This is a genomic window from Enterococcus sp. AZ196 (genome assembly GCF_050498845.1).
In the GTDB taxonomy this organism is placed as follows: Bacteria; Bacillota; Bacilli; order Lactobacillales; family Enterococcaceae; genus Enterococcus_A; species Enterococcus_A murrayae.
The window spans coordinates 3,499,934-3,519,477 of sequence record NZ_JBIPAM010000001.1 but is presented as its reverse complement, the minus strand read 5'-3'; the positions used below and the strand labels follow the sequence as shown (position 1 = coordinate 3,519,477).

The 19,544-nt window shown below is 33.6% G+C and carries 24 protein-coding genes and 1 pseudogene; 7 read left to right on the top strand and 18 right to left on the bottom strand.

Features of this window, described 5'->3' with window-relative positions; all coding sequences use genetic code 11:
• Positions 1-55 precede the first annotated feature (55 nt).
• From IGI67_RS16905 to IGI67_RS16860, 10 genes and pseudogenes are all read right to left on the bottom strand, one after another.
• Positions 56-319 (bottom strand): annotated as a pseudogene (locus IGI67_RS16905) (glyoxalase); the annotation flags it as partial.
• A 128-nt stretch (positions 320-447) separates the two neighbouring features.
• Positions 448-1,041: a YdeI/OmpD-associated family protein gene (locus tag IGI67_RS16900; RefSeq protein WP_429958492.1), complete on the bottom strand. Its 594-nt coding sequence runs from the start codon at positions 1,039-1,041 to the stop codon at positions 448-450.
• A gap of 19 nt (positions 1,042-1,060) precedes the next feature.
• Positions 1,061-1,183, bottom strand: coding sequence for a hypothetical protein (locus tag IGI67_RS16895; RefSeq protein ID WP_429958491.1), 123 nt, complete (start codon positions 1,181-1,183; stop codon positions 1,061-1,063).
• A gap of 147 nt (positions 1,184-1,330) precedes the next feature.
• Positions 1,331-1,516, bottom strand: a complete 186-nt coding sequence (locus IGI67_RS16890; protein WP_429958490.1) for a cysteine-rich KTR domain-containing protein — start codon at positions 1,514-1,516, stop codon at positions 1,331-1,333.
• Between the two features lie 354 nt (positions 1,517-1,870).
• Complete coding sequence (locus tag IGI67_RS16885) at positions 1,871-2,122, bottom strand: hypothetical protein (RefSeq protein ID WP_429958489.1); 252 nt, start codon at positions 2,120-2,122, stop codon at positions 1,871-1,873.
• A 103-nt stretch (positions 2,123-2,225) separates the two neighbouring features.
• Positions 2,226-2,363, bottom strand: coding sequence for a hypothetical protein (locus IGI67_RS16880; protein WP_429958488.1), 138 nt, complete (start codon positions 2,361-2,363; stop codon positions 2,226-2,228).
• 27 nt (positions 2,364-2,390) lie between these two features.
• Positions 2,391-2,582: a hypothetical protein gene (locus IGI67_RS16875; protein ID WP_429958487.1), complete on the bottom strand. Its 192-nt coding sequence runs from the start codon at positions 2,580-2,582 to the stop codon at positions 2,391-2,393.
• 94 nt (positions 2,583-2,676) lie between these two features.
• The gene (locus tag IGI67_RS16870) at positions 2,677-2,937 is read right to left on the bottom strand and encodes a hypothetical protein (RefSeq protein WP_429958486.1); all 261 of its coding nucleotides are present in this window, start codon (positions 2,935-2,937) and stop codon (positions 2,677-2,679) included.
• Positions 2,938-2,986: 49 nt separating this feature from the next.
• Entirely contained in the window at positions 2,987-3,175 is a 189-nt protein-coding gene (locus IGI67_RS16865; protein WP_429958485.1) for a hypothetical protein, read from the bottom strand.
• 15 nt (positions 3,176-3,190) lie between these two features.
• A complete protein-coding gene (locus IGI67_RS16860; RefSeq protein WP_429958484.1) occupies positions 3,191-3,829 on the bottom strand; it encodes a TetR/AcrR family transcriptional regulator in 639 nt (212 codons plus the stop codon).
• A gap of 192 nt (positions 3,830-4,021) precedes the next feature.
• On the opposite strand from IGI67_RS16860, the gene IGI67_RS16855 reads away from it, so the two are divergent.
• Positions 4,022-4,840: a MerR family transcriptional regulator gene (locus IGI67_RS16855; RefSeq protein WP_429958483.1), complete on the top strand. Its 819-nt coding sequence runs from the start codon at positions 4,022-4,024 to the stop codon at positions 4,838-4,840.
• Here the strand turns inward: IGI67_RS16855 and IGI67_RS16850 are convergent.
• Complete coding sequence (locus IGI67_RS16850) at positions 4,830-6,017, bottom strand: MFS transporter (protein ID WP_429958482.1); 1,188 nt, start codon at positions 6,015-6,017, stop codon at positions 4,830-4,832. The two genes, IGI67_RS16855 and IGI67_RS16850, sit on opposite strands and share 11 nt — an antisense overlap.
• The gene (uvrA, locus tag IGI67_RS16845) at positions 6,014-9,442 is read right to left on the bottom strand and encodes an excinuclease ABC subunit UvrA (RefSeq protein ID WP_429958481.1); all 3,429 of its coding nucleotides are present in this window, start codon (positions 9,440-9,442) and stop codon (positions 6,014-6,016) included. The genes IGI67_RS16850 and uvrA overlap by 4 nt, the downstream gene beginning before the upstream one ends.
• 199 nt (positions 9,443-9,641) lie before the next feature.
• Between uvrA and IGI67_RS16840 the strand changes: the two genes are divergently transcribed.
• From IGI67_RS16840 to IGI67_RS16815, 6 genes are all read left to right on the top strand, one after another.
• Positions 9,642-9,917 (top strand): GntR family transcriptional regulator, encoded by a 276-nt coding sequence (locus IGI67_RS16840; RefSeq protein ID WP_429958659.1) that lies wholly within the window; start codon positions 9,642-9,644, stop codon positions 9,915-9,917.
• A 177-nt stretch (positions 9,918-10,094) separates the two neighbouring features.
• Positions 10,095-10,385, top strand: coding sequence for an ATP-binding cassette domain-containing protein (locus IGI67_RS16835; protein ID WP_429958658.1), 291 nt, complete (start codon positions 10,095-10,097; stop codon positions 10,383-10,385).
• 35 nt (positions 10,386-10,420) lie between these two features.
• Positions 10,421-10,867 (top strand): hypothetical protein, encoded by a 447-nt coding sequence (locus tag IGI67_RS16830; RefSeq protein WP_429958480.1) that lies wholly within the window; start codon positions 10,421-10,423, stop codon positions 10,865-10,867.
• Entirely contained in the window at positions 10,864-11,088 is a 225-nt protein-coding gene (locus IGI67_RS16825) for an ABC-2 transporter permease (protein WP_429958479.1), read from the top strand. The genes IGI67_RS16830 and IGI67_RS16825 overlap by 4 nt, the downstream gene beginning before the upstream one ends.
• Before the next feature lie 84 nt (positions 11,089-11,172).
• Positions 11,173-11,316, top strand: coding sequence for a transposase (locus IGI67_RS16820; protein WP_429958478.1), 144 nt, complete (start codon positions 11,173-11,175; stop codon positions 11,314-11,316).
• A gap of 198 nt (positions 11,317-11,514) precedes the next feature.
• Positions 11,515-11,814: a hypothetical protein gene (locus tag IGI67_RS16815; protein ID WP_429958477.1), complete on the top strand. Its 300-nt coding sequence runs from the start codon at positions 11,515-11,517 to the stop codon at positions 11,812-11,814.
• Between the two features lie 791 nt (positions 11,815-12,605).
• Here IGI67_RS16815 and IGI67_RS16810 read toward each other — a convergent pair.
• The 6 genes from IGI67_RS16810 to IGI67_RS16785 all read right to left on the bottom strand — a co-directional run bounded on the left by IGI67_RS16810 (position 12,606) and on the right by IGI67_RS16785 (position 19,426).
• Complete coding sequence (locus tag IGI67_RS16810) at positions 12,606-12,809, bottom strand: helix-turn-helix transcriptional regulator (protein WP_429958476.1); 204 nt, start codon at positions 12,807-12,809, stop codon at positions 12,606-12,608.
• 3 nt (positions 12,810-12,812) lie between these two features.
• Positions 12,813-13,214, bottom strand: a complete 402-nt coding sequence (locus tag IGI67_RS16805) for a hypothetical protein (protein ID WP_429958475.1) — start codon at positions 13,212-13,214, stop codon at positions 12,813-12,815.
• Positions 13,215-13,950: 736 nt separating this feature from the next.
• On the bottom strand, positions 13,951-14,925 hold the full coding sequence (locus IGI67_RS16800) for a threonine ammonia-lyase (RefSeq protein WP_429958474.1): 975 nt from the start codon (positions 14,923-14,925) through the stop codon (positions 13,951-13,953).
• Positions 14,926-16,104: 1,179 nt separating this feature from the next.
• Positions 16,105-16,899, bottom strand: coding sequence for an IS21-like element helper ATPase IstB (istB, locus tag IGI67_RS16795; protein ID WP_429958473.1), 795 nt, complete (start codon positions 16,897-16,899; stop codon positions 16,105-16,107).
• Positions 16,900-16,907: 8 nt separating this feature from the next.
• The gene (gene istA / locus IGI67_RS16790) at positions 16,908-18,119 is read right to left on the bottom strand and encodes an IS21 family transposase (RefSeq protein WP_429958472.1); all 1,212 of its coding nucleotides are present in this window, start codon (positions 18,117-18,119) and stop codon (positions 16,908-16,910) included.
• Positions 18,120-18,299: 180 nt separating this feature from the next.
• Positions 18,300-19,426, bottom strand: a protein-coding gene (locus IGI67_RS16785) for an IS3 family transposase (RefSeq protein ID WP_429958471.1) whose coding sequence is annotated in 2 segments (ribosomal slippage) — positions 18,300-19,198 and positions 19,198-19,426 — 1,128 coding nt in all. Because the reading frame shifts where the segments join, the coding sequence is not laid out codon by codon here.
• Positions 19,427-19,544 lie beyond the last annotated feature (118 nt).

Below are 19,544 nucleotides of genomic sequence, written 5' to 3'. Positions count from 1 at the left end.
TATAGATATTCTTACAAAAAACAGCACAGTTGCATAAACTCTTATGGTCATTAAACTATTTTTCTAATATGAGTTTTACTTCTTGAATTGAAACATCCATACGTTCAGCTATTTCATCTATTGATTTCCCTTCTGCTTGAAATCTTTTAACTACCGATTTTAAATTTTCTGCGATTTCAATTAAATGGTGGTCTAAATCATAAAACAAAATACTTTCTTGTCCCCATGTAGCTTCTTCTACAGGATGTACCCATTCGATAACATCTCTTTTGTTGAGTTTTTCAACAAAATCATCAAACGCTACTTCTTCAAAATATAACTCAAAGTTATTTTATTTGTTTTGATTTCTTCTTTTGAAATGCCAGTCAGCCAATCAAAATCCTGTTGTAAAGAAAATCCTGCACCAAACGTGATATTAATTCCATTTTATTTATATAAGCATTAAAGCTACATAGGTTTCAGATTTTGATTCAATCTGTCTACCATCCAAACAAGTCGCTTCGCTTTGCCTTCATCACTCTTCGTTTGTACATATGCCTTAGTATACGTCTTTCGAACTGAATTCGACATTGCCATAAAATTCTTATATGCTTGTTCATGTGGCTTTAATAATTCTTCAATGAACTGAATATCTTCTTCATTCACAACAATAACATTGGATTTTTTCCATTGACCATTTTCCTTTGCCTCTGCAATTTTCTCTTTCCCGTACTTTGTAACCAGTCCTTTTTTATCAAGTTCCTGTGCTAACTTTTTATTTTTCTCTGACCACTTACTATTTGCAAGTCTTCGTGCAAAGTATTTATGGTAATATGTATCATCGATACTTTTCATTTGACCATCAATCCAACCAAAACACAGTGCTTCTTCTAATGCTTCATGTGCACTTAACGTTTGAACTTCCTTTTTCTTACTGAAAACTAACCAAACACCTTTACTAGACTCTACATTTTCAAGAAGCCATTTATGAAAATCTTCTCGTTTCTCAAATAATAAAACATCGCTCATATCTAACCCAATCTTTCTACTACTTAAATCCAACTACTACGTCAGTCTCATCCTATTCCTCTTTAACAAAAATCAAATCTATTTTTCTAAATGTACCACTTACTGCACTTAGTTCTGTTGGAATCATCCCGATATATTGACCACTATACTCATCAATGGTTTCTCTATGCTCCATGGTACTAACCATTGCTTTACTTTTTGATTCATGTGTAATATTTACATTACATATTCACATTTTTCTATGTTGATTTCCTTCTATTATTTTAAATAATTTTTTGAATCAAAAAAGCCAACAATATGGGTAAATATAAATTCTCCCTTATTATTGGCTCTGCGTCTTTGCATCTGGCTCTTTAATAACAGTTATTTTATTTTCTTTAATACTAATTAAACTCTCCTGCTTACACTTTGGACAAAACAAGGGGAAATTCTTCATTTCCGTATCAGCTCTTACTTGAATTCGCGTTTTGTTGTTACAAACAGGACAGCGTACCCATTGATAAATCATAATTTATTGCCTCCTTAACTATAATATATTATTAAATTATTTATCTTTTCTATTCTTCTTTCTAATTGCAAAAGCAATTAGTACTGCGCCTACTGCTATCGCAGTAATCATAACTTGGTCCATTTTTTTCACCTCTCATTTATCACCATATTCTCCTTAACTACTCTTCAATATAGTGCTAATATTCCTTAATCACTTCTCTCGTTACTCATTATTCACTTAGAAATTGCGTTTAATTACATACCCTTCGAAGTAAACATTAACGTCCATTGCTTGATTTCATGGCGGTAGAATCCTCTTTGAATAATGGGGGCATTGTCAGCAATTTCTTTTACCTCTTCTAAATTCTTCGCCTCATACATCGTTAATGTTATCAATTTTTGCAATGATTCTTTCTGAATTGGAGGAATGTGGTGGTGATAAATCAATATCAAAATAAGAAAATTGAAGGGAATCTTGTTGAAAAATCTTTTTGGGTATCTTTGCTGATTGCTCTTCTTTATGAATACTATCAATTGCACGTAAACCAGCAACTAATAAATCTTTCTCACTGAAATCCATATAGTTTAAAGACAAGCGATATGCCTTATCAATAGAGAGTTCCATTGGTATGATTTCTACTATTTTTAATGCTTACTTTCATCATTAAGCTAATGACCATAGAAAACATTACATCTCCTGCTAGATAATGTCATATCATATCTGTAAATTACAGCAATGCTGGAATGAATTTTGCAAAAAGCAATAAGCCTTCTTTCTCTGCAATTACTTCATGTTCAATATTTTTGGGTAAAATAGTAATCACCCCAGCTTGATAATTAATAGATACTCCATCATTTATACACACCACTACCCGCTATGACTTCATGTGCTTCTAATTGGGCGCACTGCGAACTAAATGATAACTAAATTGACCATCGCTTTCTTCACTTGTGGCTAAATGGTTTAATTCCACTCCTTCAAAGACTGCATGCGGATTCCATTTCAAGTTTGCAAATAATACATTAGTGTTGGGTAAACATAGTACACCATCTTCATTAAAACTATCGAATGTTTCATTTTTCATGGTTGGTCTCCTTTTTTTACTAGCTAAATGGTAATTATAAGCATTTAAACTGTATTGTATAAATCAGTCAATATTTGGTTATAGTCGCATTTACCTATTTCATAAACGCGGTTTTACTCTTTATTTCTTTTCTAACGATTGCTATTAACGTATTCAACATATCAGTCACGCTATCCTTATCATGACCCGTCGATTCATTAACCCAATCAATCATTTTTTCGTCTACTTCTTTTTGAAAAGGTCTCTTGATTTCTTCCGTACAATACTTTTCGTATGCATCTACAATATCCGTGCATACTTCGCGTTCGTTCCCTGTTTGTTGTTTCAGTTCATCAACCAAGTTTTTGTAATTCATTCTATTTCCTCCTCATGACTACTATCATTTTGCAATTTTATAATCCTAACTATTCAAAGAAATTTATTTCTTCCTCATCTTTAAAATCAAATGTATCCTTACTATTATCATGTTCTTTAAGATTTGTTTCTGCATAACTTTGTATTGCAGGCTTATTCATGTTGTTTTCTACTATTTGAGAAAGTAACCCAATCCCTAGTAATAATCCAATTGCTACAACTATCTTTTTACCCTTCATTTTCCTCCATTGGCACTATTGGGCACCAATGCCTTCAATAATTTTCTTTAATGTTTGTTCTTTTGAATGTTTAGTTTCATCAATTTTCAGGATACGAAACATGGCATTTACAACTGCCTCAACATCTATTTGTATTGTTGAGCCTTTAATATTACTTAAGTCAAACAATGTCTGCATACCTGCCATAAGAAATTGAATATCTGCAAGTGGATGTGCAGAGTTAAATTCCTTACTTTGATTTCCTTCACTTATGATATCCGCATATACTGGACATATAATTTCAATGGCTAATTGCATACTACGTTGTTTCATCAAAGCATTGTTTGACTCATATAGCTGTTCAATCATGACCTTTTTTTCAGTTGATTTCGGTCTACTAAATAAACACGTAAGTAATTTATCAAACGAATGAATATCTTTCTTCTTAAGTGTCTTTTTAGCCAATTCAAAATCTTCATCTATAAATCTCATAATGACTGCATCCATTACTTCTTCTTTTGATTCAAAATAGTAATAGAATGTTCCTTTTGCGATACCAACTTTCTTTAAGATGGCATTTACAGTTGTGTCTTCATACCCTCTGCTAGTAAATAGTTGTTCTGCAAAATCAATGATTTCATTTCTTTTAATATCGAATTCTTTTGTATTTGACATGAGCATTCCCTTTCTCGACCAAAGGTCTACACGTATATGTTAAACGACCATTGGTCTATTGTCAATACTTTTTGAAATTTTTGTTATTTAACAATAATTTCTGTACACATTATACATATTTCCTTTCTTGCCAAATGAGCTAAACTTGAAGTATTCAATACAACTCTTTATACTAGGTAATGAGGTGATAAAATGAAGATTGGTGATTTTTCTAAATTAACAAAAGTTTCGGTACGTATGTTGCGTTATTATGATAAAGAAGACGTATTAAAACCTCAGAAAATTGATAATGAAAATGGACATCGTTCTTATTCAATTACACAAGTACCTACTTTGCAAAAAGTTATTATGTTGCGAGATTTAAATTTTGGTATTAATGAAATAAAAGAGATTATTACACATTGGGATAAAGAAACACTTTTGAACCATATGAAAGAAAGATTACAGACTACTTATCAAATTATTGATGAGGAACAAGATAGAGCCTTAAAAATACAACAAGCAATGGAACACATCCAAAAAAATGAAACGGATAGGCATTATTCCGTAGTAATCAAATCCATTCCAGAGTTACTCGTTCTTTCCTTACGAAGAAAAATGCATCATCATTTTGAAGAGGAAATACTCTGGAATGAACTTTATCATTTTATTCAAGAAAAGCGTCTTTCGATTGACCAAACAAGATACAACAACATTGCTATCTATCATGACAGCAAAGATGATAGTGTTGATATTGAAGTGGCCTATATCGTGAAAAAGAAAGGTATTAATTCAGCAAGTATCAACTATCGAACATTAGATGAAGTGACACTCATGGCATCCATGATGGTCTATGGTTCCTATCAACATATTGATGAAGCCTATCGTTCTTTTGTTGACTGGTTATCCAATCATTCTGAATATTCGATTGGTGACACCTCAAGGCAAATCACAATCATTGACCATCGTCATACCAATAATGAGGAAGATTTTCTAACAGAGATTCAAATTCCTTTAGTTGTCACGAAGTAAAAATCTTCTTTTCATTTTTAAAAATCCAAATACCTACTAGAAATAAGCCAATACTAGGTAAAAGAAACGGAATGAACAAATTAAATTGGCTTAGAGGGGCGAATACTAACATACCAAGCGGAGTTGCAATGGTACTAAATAAATCAACATATGAAAAGATTCTTCCCATATACTGAGGCTCGCTGTACTCCTGTATCATGGTTATAATTGGTGTATAGTAAAAAGGACTCCCAATTCCCATAATAAGCATACATAAAGCAAACAGATAAACTGATTTTGCGAAAATAATACAACCCATCGCTAATGCAAAAATCCATATAGAATAACCTAGGAGTTTAACATATGAAAAGGTTATTTTTTTATGCCCAAGCCAAATACTACCCAATATTGCTCCAAATGAAAAAGCAACTTCTACACTTGTTAGAATCCAAAGTTCTTCACCCAAATGATTACTGGCTAACAACGGTGTCAATTGTGAAGCAGGTACAACTAGAAACTGGAAGATAGCGTATAAAACCATAATCGTTTTCAATTTTTTTGATGTTTGTAGATAGTGAAAACCGCTCTTTAAATCAGTTAAACTATTTCCCTCGTTTTGCTTGCGAACGAACGGAACCGGTACAAAGAATAACAGTCCTATACCAATCATTGCTGTCACCACATCAATTAACAAAACCATTGATAAAGAAAACATACTTAACGATATTCCTGCTAAAGCTGGTGCAACCAACTGAACAATACTCCATGTAGTCGTTGAATAACTATTTGCTCTCATGAGTTCTTCCATTGGTATGAATTCAGGTAAAATGCTTTTTGTTGCAGGCATTTGAATACCACTCCCCAAAGAGCGAAGGCAATTAAATACATATATCCACATAATTGACTGATATCCATTGATATATAATACTGCCAAACATATCGTTGATACAGCAATGAATGTATCCGAAATGATAATAATTCGTTTTAATGGAAAGCGGTCAGCGATTACTCCCCCCACAAGCATAATAAATACTTGTGGAAGAAATGTTGTGAGCGTAATTCCAGTAATTGCTATCCCTGAATTCGTTTGTAATGTTACATGCCAAATGAGTGCTAATGACACAATGGATGAGCCCAACATTGATACTGTTTGGGAGAGCATGAAAAATAATAAATGTTGCTTCCAGTTTAATTTCATAGGTACCTTCCTGTAATACTGTTTCTATTTGCTTTTATCTGTTCAGGAGTCCCAATAGCAACCACTTCACCACCATCTACTCCACTCTCCCTTCCAATGTCGATAACCCAATCCGAAGCATTCACAATTTCGCTTGCATGCTCAATGATTAACACTGTATGGCCATCCTGTACTAACTTATTGAATGCCACTTGTAATTTCTCGATATCTTTAAAGTGTAATCCTGTTGTTGGCTCGTCAAGAATATAAAGCATATTACCCTTTATTTTCCCTCCGAGCTCTTTTGCTAGTTTTAATCGTTGAGATTCACCACCACTCAAAATCGCTGTACTTTGTCCCAAGGTCAAATAGCCTAAGCCTACATCTAGTAACACATTCAGTTTTTGTTTCAGAAGAGCATTATCTTGAAAGAAGATGACAGCTTCTACAACTTCCATTTCTAATACCTCATGAATATTTTTTCCTTGATAATTTACAGATAAAATAGGATGCTGAAACCTTCGTCCGTTACATTCACTACATGTTATCCATTGGTCAGCCATGTAGGGTAGCGTAATTTTAATTTTTCCTATTCCCATACAATTCGGACATTGTCCTTTTTTAGAATTAAAACTAAAGTGAGTCTCGTCTAGTTCCAATGTTTTGGATTGTTCTGTTTTTGAGAATAATAAACGGATTTCATCAAATACATTTGTATATGTTGCAACAGAGGAACGAATAGACTTCCCAACAGACGATTGATTCATCAAAACATAACCGCTCACCTGTTGATACCCTTCAATCGATTGATATGCTTGAGGTAGCTGAATATCTTCTGCAAAACTGTTTTCCAACGCAGGCACTAAACTTTCAAACACTAAAGAACTTTTTCCTGAACCACTAACTCCTGTAATGGAGCAAATGCAATTTAATGGAAATTTTACATTGATATTCTTTAAATTATTGGCACAACAGCCATTCAACTCTATCCACTTTGTAATATCTCTTCGTTTTTGAGGAGTATAATTTTCTATTGACTTGAGATATGGGGCAGTAATAGAATTTTTGTCTTGCATAAGTTCTTCAACGCTACCACTAGCAATAACTGTTCCTCCTGCATGACCTGCACCATATCCAACATCTATTATATAATCTGCTGATAACATGGTTTCTTTATCGTGTTCAACAACAATCACTGTATTTCCATCATCAACAAGGTCTCTCAAGGTTTGAATAATAAAGCTATTGTCTCTTGGATGTAACCCAATCGATGGTTCATCTATAATATAAGTAATGCCAGTAAGTTCACTTCCCAGCTGATTTGATAGGCGAACCCTTTGTAATTCACCACCCGATAAAGTTGGCGCTGTTCTATCACTTGATAAATAGTGAAGACCAACCTTCATCAGGTTATTTGTTCTTGTGGTTAATTCATAAAGTAATTCTCTAGAGAGTTCCTGTTCTCTATTATTTAAATATTTAGGTAATGTCTGTATCCAATTAGATAATTCTCGAATGGTTAATTTTGTTAAGTCTGGAAAACGAAACCCATAAATCGAAGTAAATCTTGCTTCTATACTCAATAATTCTCCATTACAGCTATGACAACGATGCTTTTTCATATACTGTAAATAAGGTGTATCATTAGACATTGCTTCCCTAAATAAGCGTTGAATATGATGGACTGCACCTGATGCAGGTCTTTTAATTTTGGCGATACGGCCTTTAGACTCATACTCATAGGTATAAATTTTATCTTTTGAGCCATATAATATTCTCTGTATAAAGGATGTTGGTAATTCATTCCATGGCGTATCAAGATTGATATTCTCTTCCTTTGCAATCGCATATAGCTCCCCAACCATCCAATTACCAGTTAATTTTTTCCCTCTTAATTTTCCCCAGTAGTTGGTTGCGCCATCTAGAATAGATTTAGTGGAATCTTGAACAATCCTTGTTGGGTCAATTTTATATGTATATCCTAACCCATTGCACTCACTGCATGCTCCTGTATGAGTATTTGCATTTAACATTGAAGTATTTAATTTTGGAAATAGAGTAGAGCAAGTTGGACAGCCATTTTTCGTTTTGCTTTTTGAAACAAGTTCCTTCGCGCAATAAGGACAATACGTTTTACCAACGCTAACATAAAGCATTCGTAAATAATCCCAAATACCACTCATTGTTCCTATGGTCGAGCGGGGATTTTGATTTCCTTTTTTCTGTTCAATCGAAATCGTAGGTGTAAGACCTTGTAACACGTCAAAATCTGGTTTTGCAATTTGCTCATTTAATTTCGCACCGTTGTTTGCATTCTCAAAATATCGACGTTTCCCTTCTTGATAAATAGTATCAAATACCAGAGAAGACTTTCCACTACCACTTACTCCCGTAACGACAGTAAGTCTATTTTTTGGTATGGTTACTTCTATATTCTTTAGATTATTTTCTCTTGCACCTTTTAGATAAATAACCGAATCATCTTTTTGAGTATGTTCGATATTTTCTGTATCAAATATACTCTCAATTTGAAATTTTTCATGCAATACATAAGGGTCAACTGTTACTTCTTCATTTGTTAATTTTGAAATTTTTAATTGCGAATAGATAGAAGCTAAATAGTCAGCAGGCAACCTTTGAATCATTGCATCTACCATATCTTTTTCAAAATCTGGAGTTGACAATATATCCGCCAACTCATCAAGAAATTCCTTTTCCACTTTTGTAAGTTGATGATATTTCTTATTACTTAAATCCGTCCATAAGTCCCAGGGAAGTAATTCTAGCCCAATAATACAATTAAAATCATGTAATAGATTCCCTTTGATAGATTGCCAACTTTTCCAATTCTTATTATAACCAAAATCGTCTTGGTGATAGATTCCTTGGCGACATGCTTTCCATACCTCAGCACCACTTAAGAAACCGTCATTCGGTTGTAAATTATGTGGATTGAACTGAATATCAAAATATTCTTTTTGGACTATATCAAGTTGCGCATCAACACGAATCCATTTACTTTTTTGGTCATCAAAATACTCAACTATCCAATGGTCTTCATATAAGATATCAGTTTTAAAATAGTTGGCAAACCCAACTCGTACTCTTGCTTGATATCCTTTTGATTTTAAGAATGAAGTTAGTAGTAGGGAAGAATCACGACACATTCCTACTAAACGTAAATTGGGGCTTCTTTCAGTGGTTAAAGGTATATCCGTATTTTGCCTAATTTTACTTAGCATTTGATATACTGTTCTCAGTAATTCCTCATCTGTTTGTTTTTTACTAAAATTAATTCCATATAGTTTTCCATACTCTCCGTGAATTACCAAAGATTGAACAGACTCAATTAACGCTGAAACACATGAAGGCAATTCTTCATAATCTTTGATGAACTCTTTTGGTTCTGTAATAATACTTTGCTTATAATAGTTTACTTGTGGCATATATTTCATCTCCTCTCACCATCATATTAGGTCATGACACCGTGTCAGGTGCAAGAAGAAAAATCATAACAAGCAACAAATGATATTTTCTTGTCTATTACTTTACAAAGAAAACTACGCTGTTTTACAAACAGTGTATAACACTCCACAACAGTTGCATAGTGTTATATACTGTTTGTGCATGGAGGAGCTGGTGGATATGAAGATTATTATAAACACTTCTTTGATGATGCCTGTATATGAACAAATCGTAGACCAGATTAAAATGTTAATACATAAGGGCGAGTTAGTAGCAGATGAAAATCTACCATCTGTTCGTATGTTATCAAAAGAAATAAAAATCAGTGCATTAACAGTCAAAAAGGCATATGACAATTTAGAAAGTGAGGGAATTGTGGAAACAGTACATGGAAAAGGAACTTATGTCTTAGCAATCAGTAAAGAAGTATTCGTAGAAGAGCAAAAAAAGAAGTAGAAGCAGCATTAGAACAAGCAATTCAAAAGGGCAGGCAGTGTGGCATTAGTGATGAAGATACTAAACATTTATTTGAATTGATTTTGGAGGACTAAACTATGTTAAAAATCAAATATTTAAACAAGCATTATGACAGTTTTTCACTTGATTGTTCTTTAAGAAGTAAAACAAGGTAATATAACAGGACTCATCGGGCAAAACGGTGCAGGTAAAAGTACGACATTTAAAGTTGTGTTAGGATTGATTTCATTTGATAGTGGTTCAATCGAAATACTTGGAAAAGATAGCACAACCTTTACACCAAAAGATAAGGAACTTTTAGGTGTTGTCCTTTCAGACTCTAGCTTTAGTGGCTATCTAACAATCAAAGATATCTTACCCATCTTGAAGAGCTTATACACTGAATTTGATACTACAAAATTTATAGAACGTCTTCAAGAGTTTCAATTACCACTCGAAAAAAATTAAGTGATTTTTCGACTGGAATGAAAGCAAAGTTTAAGGTGCTAGTAGCAATCTCGCATCATGCAAAACTACTAATCTTAGATGAAACCACAGCAGGTCTTGATGTTATTGCTAGGGATGAAGTATTGGATTTATTACGAGAGTTTATGGAACAAGATGACAAACATTCGATTCTAATTAGTTCGCATATATCGAGCGATTTAGAGACCTTATGCGATGACCTTTACATGATTCATCAAGGTCGAATTATTCTTCATGAAGAAACAGATATTTTGTTAAGTGAATATGCTTTACTAAAAGTTGATAAAACCCAATATGAAAAAATTGATAAACAATATCTTTTACGTGTGAAAGAAGAGCCTTATGGCTACAGTTGTCTAAGTTACCAAAAACAATTTTATATTGAGAATTATCCACAAATTACAATTGAGAAAGGAACAATTGATGAAGTCATTACGATGATGATAAGAGGTGAACAATTATGAAGAGCTTACTAATTAAAGATTTGAAGCTAATGAATATGCAAAAAAACTTTTTTCTAATTATTATTGTTGTTTCCATATTTGTGTGCGTGGTAACTTCCAATGCAGTAACTCCAATAACGTTTCTTACATTCATTGGTTCCATGTTTACACTTAGTACCATCAGCTATGACGAATTCGATAACGGAAATGCATTTTTATTTACCCTGGATCTGTGTCAATAAAGTGGTCTCATTTTTCGAGAGTCTTTTTTGGAATGGTTATACTAAAGTAGACACCAAGTTAAGAGAATTTGAGGGGGAATTACTTTGAAACGTAGATCATTCACACAAGAATTCAAACGACAAGCTGTTTTACTCGTCCTGAATGAAGTATTTCCTGTCCAAACTGTTTCAAAAAAATTGGAAGTCCATCCTAATTCCATCTATCGAATGACTATTTTAATATACTAACTCTACGCAACGGTAATAAATCTCTCAAAGACTATCCTACAATAAATCTGAAGTACTTTTTTTAGTTATTCCATTCTTTTTTTTAGTTCATTCTCATGTTAAACTAATCATAACCAAATAATTATTTTAGATAATTATTTTGGACTATCCTCATATCTTATAAGAACTGAGGAAGTTAAATTTTGGAGGAAAAAATGTATGCTATATAAAGAGTGGTTGGATTCTTTGTCGGTTGGAAATCAAGTTATTGTTCATGAAAAATTCAAAGGATTCTCTTTAGATACTGTGAAAAAGATTAGAGATAATCGTTTGTACTTAACCAACAGAGATGACCAATCATTTCAACGTAATGGTCGATTAACTGTAGAGAAAAATGTATTGAAACCCTCAGTAAGATTATTGCCACCTTCAGAAACATTGATATCAAAGGCAATTGAATTCCCTAAATTTAATCACTCTATTAATCAAGGTGAATTAGTTCGATCAATATTATTTTAGTATAAATACTTTTCGCGGAATAACTCCCGTAAATTAGGGAATACCTACCTATTGCATAGTTTTAGTCATATCGATCCCCCCTGTAAATAATGGATTTGAACTGCTATGTGTAACTAAACAAAACGGCTTTTCATTTTATAAAGGTTGGGGAAAACTTGCGGAATAAATCCTCAAATCTCGTAATTCAGAAATTAGGTATCTTGATTACACATTTATTGAAGACAAATATAAGAAGAAAAATGTCCTTTTCTTGTCATTAAAAATATGTTTAAGTCTCAACATACAATTCTGAACCATGTAATTAATCATTACTACAAGTTAAAAAGGCAACCTATCTTAAAAAAATAGGGTTGCCTTAATTTTTTATATGGGCAAACCTCTTAAATTCCATTCATTCTATGGCTTGTAGCAGAGCGTTATCCTTTTTTTAATTCTATTTCTATGACTCATTGGAGCAATTATTACTCTTTTTTGCTCCAAAAAGTAATACTATTGTAGGATCGGGGGATCTCTCTAGAGATCATTGATTTATGTAGGAATTATTTCAACCTAAGTCCCCTTACACCAGACACATCTATATTTGCTTACGCTCTTCAGACAATGAATATGCTTACAGTATTCTCTGGACTCCCATCTAAAAAACAACAATAGCCTTTTGAAAAATTCAAAATGATTGCTCCTCACAAATTCCTTTAGTTATAAGACATACGTAAGTAGTCCAATCTCATTTCACAATTTGGGTGCTTGAACCTCTTACTGCATCAACCATTTGAAATAATCCTTACTAAAGATTATTCTTTCAGTCTGAAGATGTTTTCAACAGGCAAATCAAAAACTTTTGAGATATACAAAGCCAGTTCTAATGATGGATTATACTTATTCTTCTCTAAGTGAACTATAGTTTCTCTCCTAACACCAACTTTTTCTGCCAATTCCTTTTGAGTCATTCCTTTCGATTCTCTAAGTTGTTTTAAATTCGTTTCTACTCTTGCCATTACTTACTCACCTGACAATTCTAATTGCTTAAAAACACATGAATGAACAACTAGAATTGTGGCAAAAATGAATGCAACGATCCCTAATGAAAAAGGAAGGTGAACAGAAGAAAATTCATAACCTAATCCTAACATCAGTAAGAGTACGGACACAGAAATTAAAGTGGAATTACTAGCTTTATTAATATTCAATTTTGCTCTTTCATCCATTTTTTCAGATTGCTGAATCCAGTAACAAATACCTATAACTATTTCAATAGTAGTCATCCCTCCTATTGAAATATATTTTTCTATTACGGGAGTTGTTGTAGGTGTTAACATTAAAATGCCTATCCTATAAAAAATAAATCCACCAAGTAACTCCAATTTGAAAATCTTATCTGTTAACTTTTGCTCTTTTTTCATATTAAGTCCTTCTTTCTAGTGATATATTTACATAATGTTATAAATACATCACTAGAAAGGTATTCAGTCAATGTATACTTAGAGAATAAGAACACCCAACAGAGAATTGCTGGGCATTGCACTTAATTCTAGTATTCGACTTTTATCAAGAGATTTTTTGATTAATTGATTTGACAACAAGCCTATTTTTACAAATTCCGAGTCTGAGAAACCTGACAAAACTAACATTTTCGAATCAGTTTACTATATTAGAACTCACTGTCGGGTCAACGCCAGAACCTACTACTGACAACATAGTGCTTCATTTTTTCAAAAAAGGGCGACACATTGTCCTTAAGAATTTGGGGTTAAAAACAAAAGGAGTTGTAGAAAATTTTCAATTCCATAAAACTTGCTCATGCTAATTTGAAAAGGGTTCTTTACCGCTTTCGTTGAACCCTCTTAAAGAATTTTTCCTAGAAGTTCGAAACTATTTCTTCCAAATATATTTCGTTTTACCAACCTTATTTACGCTGCTATCCACAAGACCTTTACTTATATAGAAAGATGCTTTTTGTTCTTCTATCAAATCGGATGATACCTGATTCTATACTCATCACGACAAAGTTGCCGTTTGCCCGTTGGGAAGAAACGCTAAATACCTCGGAAACAGTAGTCCGTTTAGCTCATCAGACTCATGTAGTTGGTCTCTATTTAAGTTGTGACTAACATATATTAAAGACTGTAGTAAATTGCTTTACAATTCACTAAATTTCAAAGACTCTTTTAATACGCTTAACATTTCATTTGCACCACTCATTTGTAAAACAACATTTTTTCCTTTGAGTTCTTCTTTCAACTTGAAAGCTGCCATAATTGTAGCAGCACCAGCCCCTTCGGCTAAATTATGAGTATACTTGAATGAGAGTGCTATTCCTTGTAATAATTCTTCCTCTGTTAATGTAATAAACCCCGATAGTTTATTGGAGTAGATAGAGAACGGAAGCTCATAGGCCTCTCCGGTTGCGAATCCACCCGCGAAAGTTTCGTTTGACGATTTTACAATTTTTCCTTCTCTCCACGATTGATACGCCGCTGAAGACGCTTTTGCCTGTACTGCATAAATTTTTGTCTTTGGAGACAATTCATTAAATACTGTGACGGCAGCTGCTAATTCACTTCCCCCACCAATAGGAAGAATAATTGCATCTACCTCTTTCAGTTGATGTAATATTTCCAAAAATTCTGTTCCGACTCCATTAATTAAGTGAGAATCATTAGCCGCATGGATGAATTCTAACTGTTCATTTTCCTGAATTTTTTTCCCCGTTATTGCAGCTTCATCAAAATTATTTCCAGATTCAATCAAACGAGCTCCTGTTTCTTTTATTAACTGATTCTTTCCAGGATTATTGTTGTTTGGAACTACTACTGTAGCCGGAATGTCAAATAAGTTTGCAGCCATACCAACTGAGATTCCATGATTTCCTGTAGAAAAGGTGATTACACCAAGTGTATCAGTTTTCTTTAAATGAAACATCTTATTAATTCCACCACGTATTTTGAAACTTCCCCCTAGAAGGTGATTTTCATGCTTTATAAATACTCTACATCCGATCATAGTTGATAGACCAGGATAGTGGGTCAACGGCGTTTCTGATACATATCTTTCAATAACTGTTTTTGCCTTAATAATTTCATTAACAGACACGGATCCTGTACTAGTTCTCATGTTTTTGATAGCTCCTTTCGTTATATTATTCACTTTAGAATTAGTTGCTATTCTAAGTATATTCTAATCTTAGTTTTATTATAGCATTTCGATCAGAATATTTGTTTAAAACTTTAAGTCATTCAGCGTCCTTCTTTCTACTATTATACTGATGGCCTGTGTCATTTCTGTCGCTTCAGTTCGGTTGTTACATTCTTCATTCAGATTCGTGTTAGATGATATTACGATAAAAGCCTTAAAAACACCTAAATCTATTCCATTAGTACTCCATAGTATTTTTCGATCTAGCTTTCAATAGTATGATTATTAACTTTTCTTCTAATATTCTCTAAGTATTCAATTTGCTTCATAGTAGAAGTTATAATTTCTTCTCTTAATAGTAAATCGAAAATTTTTTCTTACTTTCTATCACAAAGTTTATAATCAACTCAGCCAATTAATGAAATAGAACATCATCGTGAAAAATCATGTATTTTTTTGGGGGCGTACCCGAACCCATAAAGAAAATTTTCATGGCTGTACACATCGGAAGAATCACATAACCTTTTCCATCATACCCTTTAGCCTATTGCAAAGATTGGAATAGTCCACTTTGTAGTTGAAGTAAGATCTACCGTATTCATACTTGTTGGAAATAGAATCAAGCGCCGTCTCCACACGTTCGTCTAATTTTTTTAATTAGGCTTATGTTCCTTCCACCCTTTCGAAGTTAACTATTCCATGAGTATTATTTCTCTAAATCCAGTTTCAAAATGGTGTTCTACTACCTAAGCCATATCTTTTAGCTACTCTTCTTCAACTTTCTGTTCCATTTAAGTAATCATGAACAACTCTAGTTTCGATTCTTTGAAGTAGCACTGAATCCTTTATACAACAAGTAATCCAGTAGCCCTTCGTTTTTCATAAATGGCACACCAATCCAAGATAGTAATCGGGGCATTGCAACTTCTTTTACTACTTGATTTAATCTAAATCACTATTAAGATGCTTCTTAATAACGATTCTCGTTTTTCAGCGGTAAAAAAGCACTCAAAAAAATGATATATCACCCCTTTGAGTGCCTAAATTTAATACTATATTTCCTTTACTAATTTAAATATAGATAGATGATAACCACTCTTATCGAACTCTATTGTCAATCCCGATTTTCAAATGTAATTTTTTGCCGGTGAGAATATGCTAGTTTTTACCGATTCTCTTGCTTTTCTCATCTGTAGTTGCCTGAAGGACATCCTTATCAAGCAAATAGTCTTTCATTCGATAAGACCTCCCGGTAATCTTTATTAGTTGGGAGTGGTGGACCAATCGGTCCAATATGGCATTTGCTAATGTTGGGTCTGAGAATACTGCTCCCCATTTTGATAATGGGATATTGGTTGTAATAATCGTCGATTTCGTTTCATATCTCCTTGTGATTAACTGAAAAAAGAGATTTGCGCCAACCTCTGAAATCGGTAAATAACCAATTTCGTCGATAATGAGCAGTTTATATCGGCAGTAATTTTTTATTAATGCTTCGTGCCGGTTTTCTTGATAGGCTTTGGTCAATCGCTGAATCAGTTCATTACACGTAATAAAATAGGTGCTGATTCGTTGACGACAAGCTTCCATACCGATTGCCGTTGCTAAATGTGTTTTTCCAACACCGCTGCTACCGATAAATAAAATGTTCTCTTGTCGTTCCATAAAATGCAGACTGGATAAGTCCAACAGTTGCCGTTTGTTCACACTTGGCTGATAATCAAAGTCAAAATCGGACATTCGTTTTTCATAGGGAAAGTGGGACGTTTTGATATTCATTTTTTCTGCCCGTTGTTTTCTAAACGCTAATTCCCGTTCCGTTAATGAATAAAGAATATCGATTGTGGATAGTTCTTTTGTTTTTTCAGATTCTAAAAAGCGAGGGAGATATTCTTTGATTTGATCTAGCTTTAACGTTGTTAGATTCTCTAGTAACTCTTGGTATTGTGACATGGTGCCTCCTAATAGAACTCGTCGTAGAGTTTCAAATTTTCTTGAACATAGTGTACAATTTCTTCATCCGATTTTGTTCGATAAACATCAGATTTTAAAATCTCCTGCATATCATCTGAATCATAATTAAATTTTTTCTGACTTAAAAGATGTCTTTGAATGCATTCGCCGTTATAATGAATAGTAAGTTCGCCGGCAACAGCTTGGAGAGAAACTGTCTTGCCGATATAGCGAACGGGTACAGAGTACTTATTCTTTTGATAAATCACGAGCGATTCTTTAGATACCTTACGAGAGAGGACATCTTGTGTGTAGGTCGTTAGTAATTTTGAATCAAAGGGCAATAAGTGCTCTTTTTCGTGTGCAGTAAATTTCAGTATTGGTGGGCCATCAATTGCTTGAGAGGTTTCTTTGTTCAGCTCTTCATTGAATTCAAAAACAAGATCGATTAAATCATCCAATGTATCAAATTCACCGTTGTATACTTTTAGCTGCTCGACCGTTCGGGCTAAGGCTTCCACTTTTCCTTTTGTTTGCGGTCGATATGGTCGACAAGCAATTGGTTTAAATCCTGCGTCTTTACTGTATTCATAGAACCTTTGGTTCCAAGTCACCTTTCTAAACTGAGTTCTACTTTGATCAACGACAGTGCGCATATTATCAAACCAGATTTCATGCGGGATTCCTTCAGAAGAGAGAAAGGCATTGTTCAAACAACGAAGTAGTGTATCTTGTTTTCTGTCTAGCGTTAACTCGATATACTTCCAACGTGAAAAGCCTAGAACATATAAAAATAAATTGATTTGGAACCGTTGACCCGAACGATTATAAAGGACAAGATCTTCTTTCCAGTCAACTTGTGCAGACAAACCTGGCTGTGTTTCAATTCGGATTGTCGCTTTCTGAATGTGTGTTTTTCGTAATTGACTGCAGTAATCTCTTAGAATAGAATCTTTCCCTTCATAACCTTTCTTCTTAATAAAGCGATAAATCGCTGACGCAGAACAGCCTAGTTCTACTTTCTCTTGAATAATTGATCGAAAAGGATCTAATTTGCTCGGGCGTTTTTTAGGTACGGCTTTCTTTTTAGATAGATCGTTTTCGTAGTAACGTTTGACAGTACGCGGATCACATTCGAACTGTCGGGCTAAGTGGGTAAAATTAGGTTTAATATCACTCATAATATAAATTTGAACTCCTTCATGTACATCTGATCGCATAAAATCCTCCGGATTGTTTTTAAATCAGTGTACTAAAAAATGTAAGAAAAACACCATTTTTCTCGTCGGCATTTTCTTACATTTTACTGTCGGGATTCACATCTATCTTATAATTTAACTATCTTGTTTCCCTCATCTTGGATTTGAGTCAATATCTTGGACATATTTTAGTAGAGACGGTTACGCCATTTTTTCTTTTGCCAACTCTTCAAACTCCTGTGGAGTTAGGTAGTGAATCGAGCTATGGATTCGATTTCGGTTATAAAATCCTTCGATGTAGCTAAATAGTGCTCGATTTGCTTCTTCAAAATCTGAGTAGCTAGTCGTGTAAACTTCCTCCTTTTTCAATGAGGCATGGAAAGATTCGATTCCAGCATTATCATAAGGTGTTCCCTTTCTACTATAAGAATGCCTTATTTTGTTGGTTTCAAGCCATTTTTCCACTTCTCTAGCTGTGTATTGGCTGCCCAAGTCAGTATGTAGAATCATTCCTTCTGGAATGGGATAATGTGTTTTTGCTTTATTCAACGTTTGAATGACACAATCCACAGTCATTCGTTTTGAAAATGTATAGCTAATAATTTTTTTCGTGTGTAAATCCATGATTGAAGATAAGTAACACCAACCATTTTTCTTAGTAGGAATGTAAGTAATGTCGGCTGCCCATTTCTCACAGATCGTTTTAGTAGAAAAGTCCTGATTTAAGAGATTCTCTTTTGAAATAATCGGTCTATTAGACGTTTGAGGGCTATATTTTTTTACTACAATCGACCTTAAATTTAATTGTTTCATTAGCTTTTGGACATGTTTAAGAGATACTGAAACACCTTCTTTTAATAAAACTTGATGGATCTTTGTGGCTCCATAGCGTTGTTTATTCATAAAAAAAATTGTTGAAATCTTCTTTTTCAACTTATTATTTCTGATTTTTGTAGCTGTCAACGGTTTATTTTTATAAAAATAATAGACACTTCTAGGGATTTCTAATAACCGGCACAACAAAGAAACAGTGTAATCCTTACACCATTTTTCAATAAATTGAACAAGCGAATTTAGGTTTTCCGAGAGAATATGGCTGCGGCTTTTTTTAAGATTTCAAGTTCCTCTTTCAAACGAGCATTTTCTTTTCTCAGCTCAATCACTTCTTTCCCAGTCAGTCCTGTGGACTGATTAGGTAAATATAAATTCTTCCATTTGTAAATCGTTGCTTCAGATAAGCCATATTCTTTCGCCAACCCTCGAACAGAACGTCCAGTTTGATTCAGTTCAACAATCATCTGTTTAAAATTTTCTTCATATCGAGCCATAAAAATCCATCCTTTCGTAGATAAGTTTAATTTATTCTCGTCTCTACGAAAAGCTGTCTAAGATTTGATACTAACACCATCTTATATGTGTGAAGTAAATTAAATTTATGAAATATTA